The 21,326-nt window shown below is 68.4% G+C and carries 19 protein-coding genes; 5 read left to right on the top strand and 14 right to left on the bottom strand.

Annotated features, from left to right (window positions below):
* Positions 1–5 precede the first annotated feature (5 nt).
* Positions 6–659, bottom strand: coding sequence for a DUF1345 domain-containing protein (locus HWX22_RS10855; protein ID WP_059531549.1), 654 nt, complete (start codon positions 657–659; stop codon positions 6–8).
* 136 nt (positions 660–795) lie between these two features.
* Here HWX22_RS10855 and HWX22_RS10850 point away from each other — a divergent pair, with 136 nt between their 5' ends.
* Positions 796–1,521 (top strand): metallophosphoesterase, encoded by a 726-nt coding sequence (locus HWX22_RS10850; protein ID WP_175906545.1) that lies wholly within the window; start codon positions 796–798, stop codon positions 1,519–1,521.
* An 88-nt stretch (positions 1,522–1,609) separates the two neighbouring features.
* Here the strand turns inward: HWX22_RS10850 and HWX22_RS10845 are convergent, their stop codons facing one another.
* Together HWX22_RS10845 and HWX22_RS10840 are read right to left on the bottom strand one after the other, a co-directional pair.
* On the bottom strand, positions 1,610–2,308 hold the full coding sequence (locus HWX22_RS10845; RefSeq protein ID WP_059818752.1) for an RES family NAD+ phosphorylase: 699 nt from the start codon (positions 2,306–2,308) through the stop codon (positions 1,610–1,612).
* Between the two features lie 2 nt (positions 2,309–2,310).
* Complete coding sequence (locus HWX22_RS10840) at positions 2,311–2,730, bottom strand: MbcA/ParS/Xre antitoxin family protein (RefSeq protein ID WP_059531557.1); 420 nt, start codon at positions 2,728–2,730, stop codon at positions 2,311–2,313.
* 233 nt (positions 2,731–2,963) lie between these two features.
* Here HWX22_RS10840 and HWX22_RS10835 point away from each other — a divergent pair, with 233 nt between their 5' ends.
* Positions 2,964–3,746: an ABC transporter substrate-binding protein gene (locus HWX22_RS10835; protein WP_175915611.1), complete on the top strand. Its 783-nt coding sequence runs from the start codon at positions 2,964–2,966 to the stop codon at positions 3,744–3,746.
* A 978-nt stretch (positions 3,747–4,724) separates the two neighbouring features.
* Here HWX22_RS10835 and HWX22_RS10830 read toward each other — a convergent pair.
* On the bottom strand, positions 4,725–6,197 hold the full coding sequence (locus tag HWX22_RS10830) for a sigma-54 dependent transcriptional regulator (RefSeq protein WP_175906550.1): 1,473 nt from the start codon (positions 6,195–6,197) through the stop codon (positions 4,725–4,727).
* A 431-nt stretch (positions 6,198–6,628) separates the two neighbouring features.
* On the bottom strand, positions 6,629–7,546 hold the full coding sequence (locus tag HWX22_RS10825) for a metal-dependent hydrolase (protein WP_175915610.1): 918 nt from the start codon (positions 7,544–7,546) through the stop codon (positions 6,629–6,631).
* A 582-nt stretch (positions 7,547–8,128) separates the two neighbouring features.
* On the opposite strand from HWX22_RS10825, the gene HWX22_RS10820 reads away from it, so the two are divergent.
* Together HWX22_RS10820 and HWX22_RS10815 are read left to right on the top strand one after the other, a co-directional pair.
* Entirely contained in the window at positions 8,129–8,470 is a 342-nt protein-coding gene (locus HWX22_RS10820) for an FKBP-type peptidyl-prolyl cis-trans isomerase (protein ID WP_059531564.1), read from the top strand.
* Positions 8,471–8,496: 26 nt separating this feature from the next.
* Positions 8,497–9,264: an AraC family transcriptional regulator gene (locus tag HWX22_RS10815; protein ID WP_175915609.1), complete on the top strand. Its 768-nt coding sequence runs from the start codon at positions 8,497–8,499 to the stop codon at positions 9,262–9,264.
* 4 nt (positions 9,265–9,268) lie between these two features.
* On the opposite strand, the gene HWX22_RS10810 is transcribed toward HWX22_RS10815, so the two are convergent.
* Complete coding sequence (locus HWX22_RS10810; protein WP_059819614.1) at positions 9,269–9,739, bottom strand: helix-turn-helix domain-containing protein; 471 nt, start codon at positions 9,737–9,739, stop codon at positions 9,269–9,271.
* A 156-nt stretch (positions 9,740–9,895) separates the two neighbouring features.
* On the opposite strand from HWX22_RS10810, the gene HWX22_RS10805 reads away from it, so the two are divergent.
* Positions 9,896–11,128, top strand: coding sequence for an MFS transporter (locus tag HWX22_RS10805; protein WP_175915608.1), 1,233 nt, complete (start codon positions 9,896–9,898; stop codon positions 11,126–11,128).
* A 165-nt stretch (positions 11,129–11,293) separates the two neighbouring features.
* On the opposite strand, the gene HWX22_RS10800 is transcribed toward HWX22_RS10805, so the two are convergent.
* The 8 genes from HWX22_RS10800 to HWX22_RS10765 form a co-directional block, all read right to left on the bottom strand.
* Complete coding sequence (locus tag HWX22_RS10800) at positions 11,294–12,460, bottom strand: glycosyltransferase family 4 protein (RefSeq protein WP_059531574.1); 1,167 nt, start codon at positions 12,458–12,460, stop codon at positions 11,294–11,296.
* Positions 12,460–13,644, bottom strand: coding sequence for a glycosyltransferase family 4 protein (locus HWX22_RS10795; RefSeq protein WP_059531577.1), 1,185 nt, complete (start codon positions 13,642–13,644; stop codon positions 12,460–12,462). Before HWX22_RS10795 ends, HWX22_RS10800 begins: the two co-directional genes overlap by 1 nt.
* Positions 13,641–15,107: a glucose-6-phosphate isomerase gene (locus HWX22_RS10790; protein ID WP_059531583.1), complete on the bottom strand. Its 1,467-nt coding sequence runs from the start codon at positions 15,105–15,107 to the stop codon at positions 13,641–13,643. Before HWX22_RS10790 ends, HWX22_RS10795 begins: the two co-directional genes overlap by 4 nt.
* A gap of 10 nt (positions 15,108–15,117) precedes the next feature.
* Complete coding sequence (locus HWX22_RS10785) at positions 15,118–16,254, bottom strand: glycosyltransferase family 4 protein (protein ID WP_059818745.1); 1,137 nt, start codon at positions 16,252–16,254, stop codon at positions 15,118–15,120.
* Positions 16,255–16,381: 127 nt separating this feature from the next.
* Positions 16,382–17,341 (bottom strand): glycosyltransferase, encoded by a 960-nt coding sequence (locus tag HWX22_RS10780; RefSeq protein ID WP_175915607.1) that lies wholly within the window; start codon positions 17,339–17,341, stop codon positions 16,382–16,384.
* Between the two features lie 61 nt (positions 17,342–17,402).
* Positions 17,403–19,628: a polysaccharide biosynthesis tyrosine autokinase gene (locus tag HWX22_RS10775; RefSeq protein WP_175915606.1), complete on the bottom strand. Its 2,226-nt coding sequence runs from the start codon at positions 19,626–19,628 to the stop codon at positions 17,403–17,405.
* Positions 19,629–19,678: 50 nt separating this feature from the next.
* On the bottom strand, positions 19,679–20,857 hold the full coding sequence (locus HWX22_RS10770; RefSeq protein WP_124621109.1) for a polysaccharide biosynthesis/export family protein: 1,179 nt from the start codon (positions 20,855–20,857) through the stop codon (positions 19,679–19,681).
* The gene (locus HWX22_RS10765) at positions 20,851–21,294 is read right to left on the bottom strand and encodes a low molecular weight protein-tyrosine-phosphatase (protein ID WP_059531598.1); all 444 of its coding nucleotides are present in this window, start codon (positions 21,292–21,294) and stop codon (positions 20,851–20,853) included. Before HWX22_RS10765 ends, HWX22_RS10770 begins: the two co-directional genes overlap by 7 nt.
* Positions 21,295–21,326 lie beyond the last annotated feature (32 nt).

The raw sequence follows: 21,326 nt of genomic DNA, 5'->3' as shown, positions 1-21,326 counted from the left end.
CCGCGTCAGCTCAACAGCCCTGCCGCGACGTTGATCGATAGCCCGAGCACGGCCATGTTGAAGTAGAACGACAGGATCGACTGCGCGAGCACCGCGCGCCGAGCGGAGCGGTTTGCGAGCGACACGTCGGCCGTCTGCGACGCGACCGCGAGCGTAAACGCGAAATAGAGGAAATCCCAGTAATCGGGCTCGGGGTTGCGGTCGGGGAACCGCAGTGCGCGATCGCTGCTCGGCGAGCCGTAATAGAGCCGCGCATAGTGCAGCGTGAAGATCGTCGGAATCAGGAACCATGCGCCGAACAGCGTCGCGCCCGTGACCGCGTAATGGCCGAGCCCGGCACGAAAGCCGACGTTCTTCGCGGTGGCGAGTTCGATCGCGATCGCGGCGACGCTCGCGACCGTCGCGATGCAGATGACCGTCAGCACGGTCGTCGCGTTCTCGTCCTCGCGGATCGCGATCTCGCGCACCTGATGATGATGCGCGGTGACCATGCGCACCCACATCAGCACGAGATACAGCCAGATCGTGCAATCCCAGCCGATCAGCGCGCGCGCGGTCGGCCTCAACTGCAACGGCAGCAACACCGCGCACAGCACGCCCGCGGCGAGGGCGGCGACCATGCGCGGCCGATTGCGTAACACCTGCGGATAAAGCGTCATCGTACGATTCCGAAAGCGGATGGAAAGGATTCGGCCGGCGTGCGAGCGACCCGCTGCGCCGCGCCGGGCGGTACCGCCCCGATTATCGCCATTCCTGCATGACGTTGCGATGGGCGTGAGCGCCTAAGATATCGGGATGACTCCCGTCCTCTGCCATCATCCCGCGAACGCGGCCGGCCGCGACTTCGTCGTCGGCGATCTGCACGGTTGCGTGGATGTGCTGCGCGCGCTGCTGCACGACATCGGCTTCGACCCGGCTCGCGACCGGCTGTTTTCGGTCGGCGATCTCGTCGATCGCGGCCCCGCCTCCGAAACCGCGCTCGAGCTGCTCGACCGCCCGTGGTGCCACGTGGTGCGCGGCAATCACGAAGAAGTGCTGAGCCTGGTGTCGCGGGGCAAGCTGTCGCCCGACGCGTGGCGCGGAATCGGCGGCGACTGGGGCGCCGATCTCCCGCCGGAACGACTGCACGCGCATGCGGCACGCGTCGACGCGCTGCCGCTCGTGCGCGTGATCGGCGACGGTCCCGCGCGCTTCAACGTGCTGCATGCGGAATTCTTCGGCCCGGACGCCGAACTCGACACGGGCAGCTATTCGCCCGACGTGCGCGAGCGGCTGATCTGGGGGCGCGACCTGGTGCAGGGGCTCGCCGACCCGGCCCGGCAGGCCGGCCTGTCGCTGACCTGCACCGGCCACACGCCCGTGCGCGCGCCGCAGCGCATCGGCGCGCAATGGTTCATCGACACCGGCGCGTTCGCACCATCCGGACGCCTGACGATCGTCGAGCCGCGCACGGGCGAGACGTGGTCGCTCACCCAGGCCGACGCGCGCGCACGTCACGCGGGCGACCTGCCGCTGCCTTGAGGCCTTCACGCCGATAACGGACCTGAGGCCCGCGGCGTTCATGGCGTGCCCCACCCGCACGCGTTTGCGTTCGCGAGCACCGCGCGAGCTAGCCGACCTGGTTCAATTCGAACACCGCATCGATCGCGGAACCGTTCCAGTTGTATTCGAGGTACGCCGCGTGATGGCAGTCGCGCAGCACCGTCGTGCGGAACGCCGCGAGACACTCGCCGCGCGGGTCGCGCACCGACGGATAGACGATCCCCGCGCCGCCCGCGCTGCGCACTGCACGGCCGAACGCCTGCCCGGCGCTGTAGTCGAGCGGATCGAGCAGCCCCGGGCTGCGCTGCGGCCAAGTGCGCACGTCGGCGACGTCGCCCTGCGCGTACACCGTGTACAGCCGCATCTGCTGGCGCATCGGCGCCTCCTTCGTCGCGGCCAGGAACAGCCCGCTGTGATAGCGCGTCTCGGCGATCGCCGTATCGCGCGACCGCCCGCAGTAGAACACGCCGTAGCTGCCGTCGGAAAAGCGGCTGCCCTGCGGATTCAGGTGCGTGAACGCGGCCATGATCGGCCCCCAGCCCTGGCCGTAGCGGCGCTCGGCCGGCGGCACGAGTTCGAGCGTGCCGACTTCGTTGCGGATGCGGTCGTTGGTCAGCGATTCGAGCGCATAGAGCGCGTCGAAATCCTCGGCGGACGCGACGCGGTCGAACAGGTTGATGGCCGGAAAACGGGTGGGAATCACGCGATAGGCAGGTGCCCAGTCGACGACGGTCGTGGGCCAGTGTTGGACTGCTTCGATCGGCATCGTCACGCCCAGCCACCCCGCATCGCGTCGAGATATTGACGCACGGCAACCAGGTCGCCGACGTTGCCGGCGAGCATGCGGTCGAGCGCGCGCTTGCCGCCGAACGGCGCGGCGTCGTTGGGCCGCTTGACCCAGGTGTCGGCCGCGGCCGGCTGCGGCAGCAGGATCTGCAGCGCCTTGTAGATGCCGAGCAGCAGCGATAGCCGCTCGAGCGTATCGCGCGGCAGGCGCGCCGATTCCGGCGCGGCCTTCCACTTGAAGAACGTCGAGCGGCCGGGCGACCCGAGCAGCACGATCTGTTCGTCGATCGTCAGCTCCCAGTCGCGCGCGATGTTGAAGAATGCGCGCAGGCCGGCCGCCGACATCTGCGCGACCGAGGCCTGCCGCGGGGCGGAATGCGGATCGAAAGCGGGCTGTGACATGATCGTTAGTCTCGAAACGAATTTACTAACAAGATTAGTCCATTTTCGTATTTTTGCAAGGGTCGTCCCCCACCGCGTCGGCATTCCGTCCGAAGGATCGATATTTTTTGTCCATTCTGGACTGCGATTTTATTTTCTGCGTTAATGACCGTGCGGACGGCGCACCGGGACGCGGTACGTCCCCGCAGCAACCGTGTCGCCCAGAACCGGATAGACCACGCCAAGGAACCACCATGAAGAGACTGATTGCCGCCGTTTCGATCGCCCTGCTCGCGGTATCGGCAGGCCCCGCCGTCGCGAAGGACTGGACCACGCTGCGCTTCGGCACCGACGCCAGCTACGCGCCGTTCGAATCGAAGGCGCCCGACGGCAAGCTCGTCGGCTTCGACATCGACCTCGGCAACGAGATCTGCACGCGGCTGAAGGCGAAGTGCGTGTGGCTCGAGAACGATTTCGACGGAATGATCCCGGCGCTGAAGGCGAAGAAGTTCGACGCGGTGCTGTCGTCGATGTCGATCACGCCGCAGCGCGCGGAACAGATCGGCTTCACGACGAAGATCTACAACCAGCCGACGCGGCTCGTCGTGAAGAAAGGCTCGCCGCTGCAGCCGACGGCCGAATCGCTGAAGGGCAAGTCGATCGGCGTCGAACAGGGCACGACGCAGGAAGCGTATGCGAAGGCCTACTGGGCCAAGCAGGGTGCGAACGTCGTGTCGTATCAGAACCAGGACGGCGTGTATGCCGACCTGACGTCGGGCCGCCTCGACGCCGCGCTGCAGGACGAGGTGCAGGCCGCGATCGGGTTCCTGAAGTCGCCGCGCGGCGCGGGCTACCAGTTCGTCGGGCCCGAACTCGTCGACGAGAAGGTGCTCGGCATCGGCGCCGGCATCGGGCTGCGCAAGGAAGATACCGACCTGAAGGCGAAGATCGATCGCGCGATCCTCGACATGGTCAAGGACGGCACGTACAAGCGGCTCGCGTCGAAGTACTTCGACTTCGACATCTACGGCGGCTGAAGCGGTGCCGCGCGCGCACGGGTGCGATGCCCGTCGCGCGCGGCCTGACCGCCCCTCCCCTGCTCGCCGGACGGCGACGCCTCCCTGACGTTCGCCGTCGCGCCGGTTCGTCGTCCGTATCGCGCATCCGGACGCGGCACGTCATTCGCATTGCAAACGGATCGCCTGCGCTGGCGACCGCAGGCGCTCGACGTCGTCAATAAGCGAAGATCGGGCGCCGGGGGACCGGTGCCCGCGTGCACATCCCCATGCGGATCGGGTTGGCGAGCGAGAAAGCGCCGGCCCGGCGCGGATGACCGGGTATCAGCCGGATCCGCCTCGCACCGGGCGCGGAGAGGTGGCCTGTCGACGCATGCCGGCCGGCAGCAAGATGCGCGGTCGACCGGCGATGGGTCGAATCACTGCGATCGCGGCCTGCCGGCCGCGGCGTGTGGCGATCGTTCGTCATTTTTCTACCCCGTATTCGATCCGTAGCTTGTACCGGAAACCGGACAACGCCGGCGCCCCGACGATCCGTCGACAACGGCCCATGCCGTTCGGAGCAGGGCTGTGCTGCCCGTCCGTCCGGTCATCCCCCGGACTGCGTCCTTGCCGGTCCTCGCATGGTTCGCTGCCGAACCGGCCGGACGCCACGTCGTCGACTTTCGCACCTCAAACTTCGCAAGGAGCGGGCCAGCTTCGTTCCGGGCCGGCCGCACAAGGCTTTCGTCGGACAAGCCCGCGGCCGGAACGGTCGGGGCAGGCAGGACGTTGCGAAACTGAAACATGGCGGGCGCGGGCGCGCGCGCCCGTGTGACGGCGACGCCTTGTCAGACAAGGCGCGCGGACGATCCGGAAAATTTTCCCGGCGCGGGCGGCACGCCGCCGCGCGCGTTTGCATGGGCGATTCGGGCGGCCGCCGGCAGGAAACGTTTCACGCGCTTTACATGGCGCCGGCCGCCCGCGCACGGGACGACCGCGGACGCTTCCCGCCGCCGTTCAGCCGACTCGCTGATGGTCGGCGTCGTCCGGCGGCGCGCCGTCCTTTCCGCCGTTGTCGCCGTTGTTGTCGTGGTCGTTGAGCCCGTGCTCGATCATCATCCGGTAAAGCGTGACGCGCGAGATGCCGAGTTCGGCGGCGGCCTTGTTGATCCGGTGATCGTTGCGCAGCAACGCGTTTTCGATCGCGGTGCGCTCGGCGAGCGAACGCGCCTGCTCGAGCGTCACGGGCTCCGTTTCGCCCGGGACATCGAGCCCGAGATCGTGCGGCGTCAGGAGCCGGCTCTCGGCCATCACGATCGCGCGGCGCACCCGGTTGATCAGCTCGCGCACGTTGCCGGGCCACTCGTAGCGGCGCATCGCGTCGAGCGCGGCCGACGTGAAGCCGCTGATCTTGCGGCCGCTGTCGGCCTTGTATTTCTGCAGCACGTAATGCGCGAGGATGTCGATGTCCTTGCCGCGCGCACGCAGCGGCGGCTCGTGAATGCGCAGCACGCAGAGCCGGTGATAGAGGTCCGCGCGGAAGCGTCCGGCTTCGACCGCGCCGTCGAGATCCACGTGCGTCGCCGAGATGATCCGCACGTCGACCGGAATCGATTCCTGGCCGCCGAGCCGCTCGATCTTCCCTTCCTGCAGGAAGCGCAGCAGGCTCGCCTGGCTTTCGACCGGCATGTCGCCGATTTCGTCGAGAAACAGCGTGCCGCCGTTCGCGGATTCGATCCGGCCCGCGCGCCGCTGGTTCGCCCCGGTGAATGCGCCGCGCTCGTAGCCGAACAGTTCCGACTGCAGCAGGTGATGCGGAATCGCACCGCAGTTGATCGCGACGAACGGCCCTTTGCCGCGCACCGAGCGCTCGTGGATCGCGAGTGCCGTCAGCTCCTTGCCGGTGCCCGACTCGCCGGAGATGAACACGCTCGCGTCCGTTTTCGCGACCTTGCGGATCGTGCTGAACAGCTGCTGCATCGCTTCGCAGTTGCCGATCATCCCGTGCTCGCCGATCGACGCCGCGTACGCCGCGCCGTCGACGCGATCGAGCGCGGCCATCCCGCGCGCGTGGCCGAGCACGTGCGAAATCCATTCGTACGGCAACGGCAGCGTCACGTAATCGAAACAGTAGCTGCGGATCAGCTCGCGCACGGCAACGCCGATCGTGATGCCGGCCTGCGCGACGGAAATCCAGCCGATCGCCGGCTGGCTCAGACACGCCTTCAGCGCGGGATAGTCGCGCGACGTGAAGCCCGAGAAATCGACGAGCCCGGCGGCAACGTTCACGCCGGACGTCATGTTCTGCGCGGCGCCGGCCGTCTTCGCGACCGAGATGTCCCAGCCGAGCTCGCGCAGTTGCGCCAGTAACGGCTCGTCCGGCGAACGCATGATGACGAACAGCTTGCGTCCGGCCTCGGGAGCGGTAACGGACACGAACGGCATCTCGGACGCCGTCGTCCCGCTTGCGTCGGGTGACCTTGCAACCATCGTTGTTCCCCGCTTGGCGTTGGTATCGTGCGCCGGCTCGCCGCCGCATCCGAAGGACCTCGATCGAACTGACATATTGGCCGCATTTCCGTCCGAATAAAATCCCCCCGGGCAATAATCGCGCGCCGGGCGGATCCTTTCATGAACGGTATATCGGTGCCGCCGACGCGCGGCTAGATGGGTGATATCCCGGTGGCGCGGCGCGTGAGAAACCACGGCCGTACGGGTATCGGGCGCGCGAAGCCGCGCCGGTGCGGGCGCGCCGGTGCGCCACGCGACGCCGGGCACGAGGAATCGGACCGGCGGCAGGCGCCGGCGCGGCCGCGCCGGCCGTACCGGCGCCTGCTCGCGCAACCGTTTTCCGCTTGACGCCAGTCAATCGTCGGAAGAAGTGGAGTTGATGCACGAACGCAACACGTGGCGCGGCGGCGTCAGCGCCCCGATGCGAGCGGCGCGAGTGCGTTGGCGCGGCCGCGTCCGGCCGACGCGCCGTCGTGTTCGCCGTAGGCGGCGACGAGCGCGTCGACGCGCGCGAGGTGGTGGCGGTTGTCGTGGTCCCACGGATGGAAGCCCGGCCGGAAGAAGCTCAGCCATTCACCCGCGATACGCGGGAACAGCCCGCGGCGCGGCCCGTACAGGAATGCCATCATGCGCAGCATGCCGCGCACGCGATGCCTGATGTCGCGATCGCGCGACAGCAGCGTCACGTGCATCAGGAACACGGTCGGCCAGAACGTCAGCGTCGTCACCAGGTACACGCCGACGCGGATCAGATAGCGGCGCGGGCCCGGCTTCATCACGGCGTTCCACACGTCGTAGGACACGGCCTTGTGCTCGGTTTCCTCGAGCGCATGCCACAGCCACATCTGCCGGTAGCCTTCGACCGAGCCGTCGAGGCGCGTCGGGTCGCTCAGGAGCCAGTCCGCGAGCATCGCCGTGTAGTGTTCGGCGGCGACCGTGTGCGCGAGCTGCACCGAATGCGGCAGCGTGCGCTTCACGAAGCCGAGCACCGTCCATACGCGCTTGTCGAGCTTGCGCGCGGGCAGGCGGTTGGCCTGCATCAGCTCGTTGTATTCGACGTGCTCGCGCGTATGCATCGCCTCCTGGCCGATGAAGCCGAGCACCTGCCGCTTGAGCACCGGGTCGTCGATCCGGTCGCGATAATTGCGCACCGAATCCATGAAAAAGCGTTCGCCGGCCGGAAACAGCAGCGACAGCGCATTGAAGAAGTGGGTCACGTGCGGGCCGAGCCCATTCCAGTCCTTCGCGCGTTCGACCGGCAGGTCGAAGCGCAGGTCGCGGCGCACCGGCATCACCTCGGCGGCGGTGGCGGAAGCGGCTGACTTCATGTTCGTCGTTCTCCTGGTTTTCGGGCGGCCCGGCAGCCGTCGCGGCCTTGTCGGCGCGGGCCCGGGCAGCGCATCGCGCAACGCCGAAATCTTGACATCGATAGCTGTAAAGATAGGCGCCGGCCGGCGCCGCGCGCAAGCCGCGCGGTAGACGCGCGCTTCCAAACAGGGCACGGTCGGCAGCGCGGAAAAAGCGACGTTCGAGCGGCGTTCGCGCATGCCTCGATTCGAACGCGCATGCCGGTACGGGACCGCCAGCCGGGCGGCGCGCGCACGCGCCGAAATCGGCACGAAAACGCCGCGTGACGGGCGTTTCACGGGATCGCGCGATGGCGCTCGACGTGACGCCGAGCAGCCGGGTGGCGCCGATTCATACGCGCGCCCCGTTCGCGCGGTGCAACCCCGTCGCTCCGGTTCGCGAAAAATTCAAACGCGCGTTCCATTGGCATATCGGGCGGGTTATGCGAAGACCGCCGCGACCGACCCGCGATCGGCACGCGGACGGGCGCTCGCCGCGTACGGCGGCCCCCTGCCCGCTCGCCTACAATAGCGGTTTTACCCAACCCCTTTTCAGGAGAAGTCATGTCTGTCACCACGACCGCATCGGGCCTCAAAATCGAAGACCTGACCGAAGGCACCGGCGCGCAGGCGCAAGCCGGCCAGACCGTCAGCGTCCACTACACGGGCTGGCTGACCGACGGTCAGAAATTCGACTCGAGCAAGGACCGCAACGACCCGTTCGCGTTCGTGCTCGGCGGCGGCATGGTCATCAAGGGCTGGGACGAAGGCGTGCAGGGCATGAAAGTCGGCGGCGTGCGTCGCCTGACGATCCCGCCGCAACTCGGCTACGGCCCGCGCGGCGCAGGCGGCGTGATCCCCCCGAACGCGACGCTCGTGTTCGAAGTCGAACTGCTCGCCATCTGACGACGCCGCCGGCCGACGTCCTTCCGATGGAACGCATCCCGTCTCCCGCCATCGCGCTGCGCCGTTACGACACGTGCGAAGCATCCGACGTGCACGACTTTCACCAGGTCGTGATCGGCGTCGATGGCGCGATGGTGATGGCGGTGGACGGCGTCGGCCAGCGCATCGACCGGCACGCGGCGTGGCTGATTCCGGCCGGCGCGCGCCACGATTACGCGGGCCTCGGCGACAATCGCCAGCTCGTGCTCGACTTGCCCGCCGCGTCGCTCGCGGTGCCGCGGCGGCTGTTCGACAGCGCGCGTGCCGTGTCGATCGACCCGGCGCTGACGTCGCTCGTCGCGCAGGTCGCGGCGGCGGCCGCGCAACTCGACGGGACGGCTGGCGACACGCGGCGCGCGCATCGCTTCCAGTGGCAGGCCGCCGCGCGTCTGTGCGACGCGCTGCTCGACGATGCCGGCCTCACCGCGCCCGCTGTGGGCCTGGATTTCGCGCGCATCGACCGCTGGCTGCGCGCGCGGCTCGCGGAACCGCTGCGCATCGCCGATCTCGCCGCGCACTGCGGTTACGGGATGCGCCGCTTTCATCAACTGTTCGTCGACGCGTTCGGCGAAACCCCGCATCGCTACCTGCAGCGGCTGCGGCTCGACGCCGCCGTCGTGCTGCTCGCGGACGGCCGCCATCCGCTCGTCGACATCGCCGGCATGGTCGGCTTCGCCGACCAGAGCACCTTCACGCACGCTTTCACGAAGCGCTTCGGCGTCGCGCCCGGGCGCTGGCGCGGCGAGCGGCACTGAGCGCTCACGCGCGCTTCCCGCCCCCCTCGTCGCCCACTTTCCGCACGACCGTCTCCGCCGCCTTCAGCGGCCGGCCGTCGTCGTGCCGAAGCGCGAGCTTGCGGATCGCGCGGCCGGTCTTGCGCTCGACCAGCACCGAATGCGGCTCGCCGCGCTCGAACAGGTTCGCCTCGCCCCACTGCCGCAACATCACGATCACCGGAAACAATCCCTCGCCCTTCTTCGTCAACGCGTATTCCTGATACGCGCTGCCGTCCGACGCGGGCACGACTTCGAATACGCCTGCGTCCACCAGCATCCTGAGCCGGTCCGACAGGATGTTGCTCGCGACGCCGAGGCTCGCACGGAAATCGCCGAACCGGCGCACGCCGTCGAACGCGTCGCGCACGATCAGCAACGCCCAGCGATCGCCGACGATATCGGTCGCCCGTGCCACCGGGCACGGCGAATCCGCAAGACTTTTCTGCCTGGCCATATTGCTCTCCGCTGTCGCGCCGGCGCCCTCGCGGGCCGCCGGCCGTCCGTGCGCGGGCCCGTCGCCCGCCGTCACACAGGTTGCATTTTAAAACTACTTTTCCTACACTCACACTGATTTCAAATTGCAACCACTTGAGCAAGCATGAGGCCCACCATGAAATCGTCCTGTTCAGGAACGGTCGCGTCGAACGCGGCATCGCGCGCCGCTCGTCCGGTCGCCATGTCAGGCGTGCCGACGGCGCTCGTCGCGCTGCTGGCCGTGTGCTGCGCGGCGAGCGTCGCGAACGTGTACTACGCACAGCCGCTGCTCGACTCGATCGCACATGACTTCGGTGTATCGCAGGCGGCGGTCGGCGGCGTCATCACCGCGACGCAGCTCGGCTGCGCGCTCGCGCTGCTGTTCGTCGTGCCGCTCGGCGACCTGCTGAACCGCAAACGCCTGATCGCCGTTCAACTTCTGCTGCTGACGGCGGCATGCATCGGCGTGGCCGCCTCGTCGACGCGCATCGCATTGCTGGCGGGCATGGTCGCGGTCGGGCTGCTCGGCACCGCGATGACGCAAGGGCTGATCGCCTGCGCGGCCGCGCTTGCGGGCGCCGGTGAGCGCGGCCGCGTGGTCGGCGCGGCGCAGGGCGGCGTCGTGATCGGCCTGCTCGCCGCGCGCTCGCTTGCGGGTGTCGTCACGGATGTCGCCGGCTGGCGCGCGGTTTATCTGGTGTCGGGCGCGCTTGCGATCGCGATGCTGATCGCGCTGGCGCGGCTGTTGCCCGATGCCCACGCGCCGCGCGAGCGCATCGGCTACGCGGCGCTGCTCGGTTCGATGGTCACGCTGCTGCGCAACGAGCGCGTGCTGCGTGTGCGCGGGGCAATCGCACTGCTGATGTTCGCGGCGTTCAGCATCTTCTGGAGCGCGCTCGTGCTGCCGCTGAGCGCGCCGCCGCATGCGATGTCGCATACGCAGATCGGCGCATTCGGACTGGTCGGCGCGCTGGGTGCGGCCGCCGCCGCGCGCGCGGGCCGGCTCGCGGATCGCGGCCTCGGCGAAGCCACGACCGGCGCCGCGCTCGCGCTGCTCGCGCTCTCGTGGCTGCCGCTCGCGTTCGCCGGTACGTCGATCGCGCTGCTGGTTGTCGGCATCGTGCTGCTCGACGTCGGCGGGCAGGCCGTTCACGTCGTGAACCAGAGCATGATCCTCGGCGCGCGGCCCGATGCGCATGCCCGCCTCGTCGGTTGCTACATGCTGTTCTATTCGGTCGGCAGCGGGCTCGGCGCGATTGCGTCGACGATGATGTATGCGCACGCCGGATGGATCGGCGTCTGCGCGCTCGGCGCGGCGGTCAGCGTGGTTGCATTCGCCGTCTGGGCCGTGACGCTCAGGCGTGCATGACGCGTCGCGACGTGTCGAAGTGTCGAACGCGGAGCGCTGAGCGCGAATCGCGGCGTGCCTCGCATAGAACGAAAAAACCGGCTCGCCCGGTTCGGGCGGCCGGCATGCGGACCGGACGCATGCGCGTGCGCCGGCCCGACCGTCGCGGCGGCGTGCCGCGTTCGCTTACCCCGCCGCCTGGATCGCCTCTTCGTACACGCCGGCGACGCGTCGCGCGATCACCGCGTTGTCGAAATGGTCGCGCGCGTAGCGCTTGCATGCGGCCTCGTCCGGCAGCGTGATCGCGCCCGACAGCGCGCCGCCGAGCCCTTCCGCGATCGCATCTGCGCCCGTCGACGGCAGCACGAGATCGCTGGACAACCCGGCCACCGCCTCCGGCAGCCCGCCGACCGGCGTCACCAGCACCGGCGTACCGGACGCCAGCGATTCGACCGTGATCAGCCCGAAGCCTTCGAGCGCGACCGTCGGCACCACGCTGACCGTCGCCGCGCGGTACAGCGCCGCGAGATGATTGTCGGGCACGAAGCCGAGCAGCTTCACGTTGTCCTGCAGCCCCGCGTCGTCGATGCGCTGCTGCAGTTCCTCGCCGATCTTGCCCTTGCCGGCGATCAGCAGCAGCACGTCCGGGTGACGGTGCTTGACGAGACCGATCGCGTCGATCAGGTCTTCCAGCCCCATGCGCCGCACGAGCCGGCGCACGGCCAGCACGATCGGCCGGTCCTGCGGCAGTTGCAGCTTGTGCCGCGCCTCGGCCGGCGTGAGCGGCGTATCGAACTGCGCGGTATCGACGCAGCCGGGAATCACGCGCACGCGCGACGGATCGATGCCGTAGCGGTTCGTCAGGATCTGGCCGAACGCCTGCGACAGCACGATCAGGCGCGACGAGCGCGTATAGACGGCCTGTTCGAGATAGCGCTTCGCGCGCTGCCCGAGCGACGCGGCGCCCTCGACCTGACTTTCGTCGGCCCACGGCCCCTGGAAATGCGACACCTGCGGAATCCCGCGCGTCACGTCGAGGCCCGGGAAGGTGTACAGCGCGAAGTGCGACGAAATCACGTCCGGCCGCTCGCTGCGAATCTCGTCGCGCAACGCGCGGCGCGCGGCGAGCATGCGGCGCGCGAGCGGCTGCGACGCGGGTCCGAAGCCCTGGATCGCACCGCCCGTGTCGTCGGCGACCTTCGGCGAACCGGCGACGAGCCCGCGCACCTCGACGCCCGCGCCGGGCAGCGCGCCGACGAGCGAGTAGTACATCCGGTCGAGGCCGCCCGCGCGTTCGGGGAACCAGTGCATGCCGATCTGCAACGATTTGATCGGCCGGGAAGATTGGGACATTACGACTGCTCCTGCGTAACCGCATGCTCGACCCGCTCGAACGCGGACGGCTGCGAGGGTTGGCCGATGCGCCGATAGAGCGCGACATACTGGGCGCCCATATGGGCCCAGCCGAAACGGGTCATCAGTTCACGGGCCGCGTCGCCCATCGCGCGGCAGGTGTCGCGCGACGCCGCGAGCGAGCCGATCGCCTGCGCGAGCGCGGCCGGATCGTCGGGGTCCTCCAGCACGATCCCGCAGTCGCGCGTGATGATTTCCGCGCCGCCGGCGGTGCGCGCGGTGACGACCGGCAGCCCGGCCGCCATCGCCTCGAGCAGCGACAGGCTCATCGCTTCGTAGCGTGACGGAAACACGTATGCGTCGACCGAGCGCATCAGCGTCGGCATGTTCTTCACGAGACCGAGGAAATGCACGCGCGAATCGATGCCGAGCGCGCGCGCCTCGTCCGGATACGGGCTGCCGGGCAGATAACCGGCCACCGCGAGATGGACGTTCGCCGGCAGCTTCGTCAGCGCCTTCAGCACGGTGCCGAGGTTCTTGCGCGGCGTGCGCAGATCGCCGACGAACAGCAGCAGGAACGCATCGTCCGGCAGCTTGAACGCCGCTCGATCGGCCTGCGCGCCCGCGAACGCGCTGCCGTCGACGCCGTTGTAGATCACGCTGATCTTGCCGCTGTCGATGCCGAGCCCGGCGATCTCGTCGGCCACCTTCTGCGACACGGCCGTGATCGCGCGCGAACGCCGGTACGCCCAGCGCTCGAGCGCCGTATTCACGCGCGTGTAGACGTACTGGTACGCCGACCACAGCCCCTTCGTCAGCCCGAACGGGTAATACGGACTCTTGAACCAGCCGCCGTGCACGAAGTGCGCGGTATTCACGTCGGCCTTGATCCACGAAATGAAACCGTTCACGTGCAGCACGTCGTACTCGCCGCGATGCGCGCGCAGCCACCACGCGCTCTTCAGCGCGAACACCTGCTGCTTGACGAGATTCGACGGCCAGAAGCCGCCGACCTTCACCGGCACCCAGCGCACGCGCGGGTCGGCCAGCAACTCGGGCGCGACATGCGACGCGACCAGCGTGACCTCGTAGTCTTCGGCCAGCGCCGCGCGCGCGATTTCGTAATTGACGCGGCCCTGCCCGTCGTTATGTCGCACGACGTGCGTGACGATCGCGATTCTCAATGGTCGCCTCCCCGTGAACGCGCGGCGGCCAGCAGGCGCTGTGCCTTCTGCCAGTGCGCCGCGGATAGTATTGAAAAAATGGCCGTGAACAGCAGCAGGCCGCCCGTGCCGATCAGCGAGTTCGTGAACACGAGCATCGCGAACACCGACAGGCACAGGCTCAGGCATGCGCCGACGAACTTGTCCTTGCGCAGCTTGAACGCCGCGCGCAGCGTGCGGGCGAGCAGCATCACGACGCCCGACAGGTACAGCAGCGTGCCGGGCCAGCCGAGCACGAACGGCACGTTCATCACGCCGCTGTCGAAGCTGCCGTACTTGCCGAGCTCGCCGCTGTCGCTCGACAGCTTGGTGGACGCGCCGGTCGCGCCCATCCCCTCGCCGGCGACGTCGGTGAACGCCGTTTGCGCGAAGGTCGCGTAGAACTTGTTGCGGTCGTCGTAGCTGCGATCGTCCTTCAGGTTCGTGATCGACTGCAGGCGCGCGCCGAGCCGGTCGGCCACCGGCCCGACGGTCAGCAGCGGCACGCACAGCCCGACCAGCACGACACCGCTGATCAGGATCCGCATCCGCACACGGTTGCTCGACTGCACGAGCTGGATCGCGAGCGCGATCACCCAGCCGCCCCAGGTCGAGCGCACGAGACACAGCGCGAACGACACGAAGCCGGCGGCGCCCGCGAACCAGCGGACCTTCTGCGGCGCCGCGAACACGAACACCAGCGCGCCCATGATCGCGAACGCGAACGGCCCCGACGAGTTCATCGTGCTGAAGACGCGGACACCGTACGGCACCGGCTCGCCCTGCGAACCCATGTCCGAGCCGATCATCCACAGCACGTCCCACTGCGGCATCACGAAGTACTGCACGACCCCGTACACGCCCATCACGAGCATGCCCCACATGAACGTGGACAACAGCACGTCGCGGTACTCGGGATAGTCGCGCGAGTTGACCATGATGTGAAAGCCGATCAGCACCGGGTACACCCAGTTCGCGAGGTCGTAGGTCGCGGCCATCACGCCGCTCGACACGATCCCGACCAGATACGCATACGTGAGCCCGAACAGCATCAGCAGCACGGGAATCCCGCGCCGCTGCGCGAGCACGCGGTAATGCCTGAGCAGCCCGAACCCGGCGATCATCGTCACTGCGAGCGGCGCGACCTGGATCAGGCTCGTCGGCGTGAACGCGCCCTTCGACCAGTCGGCGAGACGCCGCACTTCGGGGCTCAGGAACCACACCCACCACATGAAGCCGACGTAGCGCGCCGGGCTCTTGAAATACAGCCAGATGCCGACCGCGATCGCCAGCACCGGAAACGCGAGCGTCAGCACCTTGCCCTGGTGAATGGCGATCAGCGCGGCGGTAAACGTCCACAGCCCGGCCTGCCCGACCCAGTGCTTCGGTTCGGGCAATCGGCTGCGGCTGCGCGACGGTGCGCGTTCGGCGGCAATCGTACTCATCGATCCGCTCTCACCGCGACGACGGGCGTGAATCCGCGAGCGGCATCGCGAGACCGGCCGCCGCCGGCGTGCGACGCCGGCGCAGCATGTCGCGCGTGATCCGCACGTGCTGTTCGGCGAACGCCTGCGTGGTCAGGTCGCGCTCGCGCAGGCACGCGGCCGCGGCACGCGCGCATTCGAGCGCGGCGACCGGATCGGCCGCGAAGCGATCGGCGGCCTGGCGCATCGCCGCCGCATCGAACGCCGGCACGTAGGCGGCCGTGTCGTGCGGGAAGTAGTCGCTGAGCCCGCCGACGTCGGACACGATCATCGGCTTGCCGACCGCCGCCGCCTCGAGCATCACGGTGATGCCCGATGCGTGGAAGTTCGGCCGCAGCGGCACGACGATCACGTCGGCCCACGCGTACAGCTCGTGCTGCTTCGCGAGGCCCGAGGCCGAGCCGATCTTCACGTTCGGCGCATGCCACTCGCGCGGCACGCGGCGCCGCGTCGCGAGCCGCACGTCGTAGCGTTCGTCGCCGCCGAACGCGGCGAGGAACGTGCGCCAGTCGCGATCTCGGTCGTTGCCGATCGCCGCGATCCGCAGCGGCCGGTTCGGCTGCCACTGCCGCGGCTCCGTCGGCGGGAAGTCCTGCGTGTTCAGCCCGTAGTAGACGAACTCGGCTTCGCGCCCGAGAAAGCGGCGGCACAGCTCGGCGTTGTCGCGGGCGAGCGTCGTCAGCGCGTCGGCGCGCGCGAGCAGCTTGCGGTACAGCCAGCGGCGCGGGCCACCGAACGTGTTCCACTTGTCGAACAGCCACACGCTCTGCGCGAGCAGCAGCGGACGCTTGCCCTGTGCGCCGGCGAGCTTCAGGATCAGCGCGGCGGCGAGATGCTCCTGCTCGGTGTGCGTCCAGATCACGTCGGTGCCCAACAACGCGGCGCGATTGCGCCACGCATGCACGACGTCGAAGCCGAGCGCCGCCTTCAGCGCACGGCGCGCGAGGCTCGCGACGCGGTTCTCGCGCCGGTCCTGCGAATAGGTCAGCCGGAATTCGTCGGATTCGGCGTGGTGATAGCCGTACAGGCAGCCGATGTTCTCGCCTTTCCGGTAAGTACGCGGATCGGCGCCGTAGAACAGGTGGACGTGAACCTTCGTGGAATTCATGCAAGCCTCCGCCGGGCCGCCCCAAGGAGGCTGACCGTCCCCTCGGGGGACAGCGAACAAAGTGAGCGTTGGGGTCGTACCATTTCAAGCCCTCCGGGGATGGCCGCGCGTCGTGCGCGCAGCCCGTTCAAGACGTCACCGGCGGCATCGCCGCACGATGGGGGGCAAGGTCGGCGCGGCGCGCATCGCGTGCGCCGCGGCGCACCGCGCGCCAATGCTCGCGCACGCGCTCGCGCCGCGCGGTATGCAGCGACAGCAGCACATGTGCGAAGCCCGGATAGACGCGCGTGCCGATCAGCGTCCACCACCACCACGCGATCTCGCGCCGCACCGGCGGCAGATGCTCGCGCAGGATCAGATGCAGGTTGTACGCGCCGTTGCTGATCGCATTGAGCGATGCGGCATCGCGCCGGTCGTCGTCGAAACGCTCGGCCGGAAAATGATCGACCGCGATCGCCGGGTCGTAGACGAGCGTCCAGCCGTCGCGCTGCACCTGCATGCTGAAACCCATGTCGTTGTGCACCTGCGCGCCGGCGCCGCGCAGCCGCGTATCGAAGCGCAGACGTTCGATCGCGGCGCGGCGGTAGCTCATGTTCGCGCCCTTGAGCATGTCGACTTCGCGCGCGCCGCCGACGCCCAGATGATGGTTGCCGATGATCTTGCCCGACAGCGTGAGCTGACCGACGAGCTCGCGCGACTCGTCGAGCACGCGACCCTTCTCGTGCACCCAGTCGCGGCCGCCGACCGCACCGACGCGCGGGTCGGCCAGGAACACGGCCTCGATACGCGCGAGCCAGTCGGCGCGCGGCGCCGCGTCGTCGTCGGTGATCGCGACGATGTCGCCGTTCGTCGAGTCGAGCCCCTTGTTCAGCGCGGCGACCTGCCCCGGCACGTCGACCGGCACGATCCGCAGCGGCAGCATGCCGCCGACCGACGGGTCGGCGAGGCGCTCGTGCGTGGCATCGTCCTCCGGGCGCGCGACCACGATCACCTCGTCGGGCAGCCGCTGCTGACGCTGCAGCGCCAGCAGGCAGCGCGCGAGGTCGGCGGGACGCCTGTAGGTCGGAACGAGCACGGAAATTTTCATCGAGGGTTCTCCAGTCGGCCGGGCGGCGCTGCGCACGCCGGCCCGGTTTCGTGCAATGCCGTCAGGCGCTCAGGTATTCGTGGACGGCCGCATAGCCGCGGCCGTAGCCGCGCGCCTTCGGCGGCACGCCGTTGAAGATCCCGCCTTCCAGATCGACGCCCGCGGTACGCAGGCGCTTGATCGCGTCGGCGATCTCGCCTTCGGTATGCATGCCCGAGCGCAGCACCATGAAGGTCGCGCCGGCCATGCGGCCGATGATGGTCGCGTCGGTCACCGCCAGCACCGGCGGCGAGTCGATCAGCACGACGTCGTAGCGCTTGCCGAGGCCTTCGAGGTATTGCGGCAGGCGCGTCGACATCAGCAGCTCCGACGGGTTCGGCGGGCGCGTGCCGGCCGAGATGAACGACAGGCCCTGCACCGGCGTCTCGCGGATCGCCTCCTCGAGCGGCGACTGATCGCTCAGCAGTTCCGACAGGCCCGGCTGCGCGGTAAGGCCGAAGTAGCGGTCGAGCATGCCGCGACGCATGTCGGCGTCGATCAGCAGCACGCGCTTGCCCGAATGCGCGAGCAGCACCGCGAGGTTGACCGTCAGGAAGCTCTTGCCGATGCCCGGCGTCGGACCGGTCAGCACGACCACGCGATTCTTCGCGTCCATCATCGCGAACTGCATCGCGGTGCGCAGGCTCCGCATGCTTTCGACGCTCAGGTCCTTCGGACGCAGGCTCGCGAGGATCGGCCGCGCGCGGCCGCCGCCCTTCTCGGCCATGGCGTCGAGCTTCACCTGCTCGGTGCTTTGCGGCACCAGCCCGTACAGCGGCAGGTTGAAGGTGCGCTCCACGCGATCCGGATCCTCGATGCCCTGGAACAGGTTGCGGCGCAGGAACACGACGCCGGTACCGAGAATCAGCCCGAGGAACACCGCGGCCGACAGGATCAGTACCTTCTTCGGCTTGACCGGATCGCCCGGGCGCAGCGCGGAATCGACGAGGTGGATGTTGCCGCCCGTGCCGGCCTTCTGCACCGACAGTTCCTGCACGCGGTTCAGCAGCAGCACGTAGATGTCCTCGGCGACCTTCGCGTCACGCTGGAGCTGGACGGCCTTCACTTCGGTCGCCGGCAGGCTGCGGAAGCGGTTGCTGAACTTGTCCTTCTCGCCCTGCAGCTCCGCGAGCTGCTGCTTCGCGGCGATCACCATCGGATGCGAATCGGTGAAGCGCTGCGCGAGCGACGCGAGCTGCAGGCGCTGAGCCGCGATCTGCTGCTCGTACTGCACGCTACCTTCGAGGTAGACCTTCGCCTCGTCGCTCGCGTTGATCGAGCCGGACGTGCGCTGATACTGCGTCAGCGCGGCTTCCGCGCGCTCGAGGTCGGACTTCAGCCGCGGCTCCTCGCCCTTCAGGAAGTCGAGCATCTTGGTCGCTTCGGCCTGCTTCGCGATCACGTGCTGGTTCAGGTACGACTGCGCGAGCGCGTTCGCGATCGCGGCGGTCTGGTCCGGGTCCTTGCCTTCGAGCGAGATCTGCACGACGCCCGTCTGCTTGCCCTGCTCGGACACCTGGATGCCCGACTGGAAACCGGTGATCGCATCGAGATCGTTGTAGCGGACCACGGTGAACTGCGTGCCCGGACGCGCGACCAGCTTCTGCACGAGCAGCGTCACGCCGCCGCCCTGCTCCGATTCGCCGACACGACCCGACAGCAGGCGGCTGCCGTTCGGTCCGACCAGCGTATACGTGCCGTTCGGGCCGGCCGTGAGCGTCATCTTCTTGCCTTCGAGCGCGGGCACGACGTTGATCGTGTCGACGTCGGCGACTTCGCCGCCCCATGCGTACGACCGCAGGCCGAACCACGCGCGCGACGGCTCGCCCGGCGTCGCGACGCGCGCGGACAGGCTGCCGAGCAGCGGAATCGTCTTCGGCACGACCGAGAAGTTCAGCTTGAACTGCTCGACGACCGGCGTGACGACGCCGCGGCTCTTGATGATCTCGATTTCCGCGTCGGTCTGCGCCTGCTGCGGGCCGCTGTTGATCGTCGCCCCTGTCTGCGTCTGCGTGAGCGCCTGCGACGTGTTGTCGTTGCTCTCGACCCGCACGTGCACGTCGGCCTGGTACACCGGTTTCGCGATGTAGCAGTAGAGGCCGGCAAGCGCGATGACGGTCACCGCGATGCCGAGCAGCAGCCAGATGTCGTCCATCAACACCTGGAGCAGCTGGCCGAGGACGACGTCCTCTTCCTCGGTTTTCGCGGTCAGATCCGCGTAGGCGTGTTTTGCTTGCGTGTTCACCATTCGTTCCCGCTTGAGTGGTGCCGGGGCGGAGGCGCCGCCCCGGCGGGCTATCAGCGCGTGATTTGCCGCATGTAGAAGATCGTCTGGATCGTCGGCAGCACTTGCTGCAGCACACGGTTGAACTGCACCGAGCTGGCCGTGCTGACGTAGACGACGTCGAGCGGCTGGAGCGGGAAGCGGCTCGACAGCATCAGCGCATCCGGCTGCGTCATGTCGAGACGGAACACTTCCGGCTTCGTCGGGTTGTCACGCATCCCGCGCATCACGTAGATCTTGCGCGGGTTCGCATCGGTGTCGAGGATGCCGCCGCCGGCCGTCAGCGCGTCGGCGATGGTCAGCCTGCCCTTGAGCATCGGCACCGTGACCGGTGTCTTGACCTCGCCCATGATGAACACGCGGCTGTCGCTGCGGTCCGGCACGTTGACGATGTCGCCCTGCTGCAGCATCACGTTCTGCTTCACTTCGCCGCGGTCGAGCACGCCGTTCGCGTCGAGCGTGTACAGCTTGCCGTCGCGCGTCAGGCGCACGCGCTGCAGGTCGGCCTCGGCGGTCGAGCCGCCCGAGCGCGAGATCGCGTCGACCAGCGTCAGCGGCACGTCGCTCATCGCGAGCGGGCCCGGCGTCTTCACCTCGCCCGTCACCTGCACCTTCTGGCTGCGGAACGACAGCACGCGCACATCGAGCTGCGGATTCTTCACGTAGCGCGCGAGGCGCGTGGCCAGCTCGTCGCGCGTCTGCGCGATCGTCTTGCCCGCCACGTGGATGCGGCCGACGAACGGGAAGAAGATCGTGCCGTCGGCGGCCACGGTCTGGCCGTACGGATCGGCCTGGCCCGGCAGCGACGACGAATACGGCTGCTGCAGCGCGCCCGCGATCGTCTGCGTCGTGTTGCCGCCGCTCGAGAACGACTGGCCCTGCGGCGTCGTCAGCTCGGGGTGGTCCCACACGGTGACGCCGAGAATGTCCTGCGGGCCGATGCGGTAAACGTACTGCGACGGATCGGTGTAACGGCCCGGCGGCAGCGGGTGTTCGACCTGCTGCTTCTGCAGCTGATCCATCACCAGCTTCGCGTCGATGTAATGAACCGGATAGGTTTCGGCCTGGCCTTGCCGGCCTTCGTCCTTCAGGTTCGACGAGTCGAGATAGTTGCCGGGCGCGGTCGCGCACGCCGACAGGAATGTCGTCATCGCGACGGCGAGCGCCAGCGGGCGCATGGGACGTTTCAGCATAGTTTTTGCAGCCATCCTTGAACCAGACGTTCGATCAATGAGTAGCTCTCGCGATAGTCGGCCTCGGGGCCGCCATGCGGATCCGCGATCTCGGCGTCCTCCCACTTGCCCAGCAGGTGGACCTTGCCGCGCGCGAACGGATCGACCGATTCGACGGCCTTGATCTGTTCGCGCTCGCTGACGAGAATCAGGTCGGCGTCGCGCACGATCCGGCGCGACAGCCGCCGCGACCGGTGCGTCGTTGCATCGACGCCGCGCTCGGCGAGCAGTTGCCGCATCACCGGATCGATGCCGTCGCCGTCGTTCGCACGCACGCCGGCGGAGTGGAACGTCACGCGCGGGCCGCCACGCGACGCCGCGTGCGACTTGAACAGCAGTTCCGCCGCCGGACTGCGGCAGACGTTCGCGTGACAGACGATCAGGATGTTCCGGAACATGGCGTCTCGATTCGGGTTACGGGTAACGGCGA

The sequence above is a fragment of the Burkholderia sp. BCC1638 genome, assembly GCF_902833195.1.
GTDB lineage: Bacteria > Pseudomonadota > Gammaproteobacteria > Burkholderiales > Burkholderiaceae > Burkholderia > Burkholderia diffusa.
Note: the sequence above shows the minus strand (reverse complement) of the source record. Positions and strands in the feature narration are given on the sequence as shown.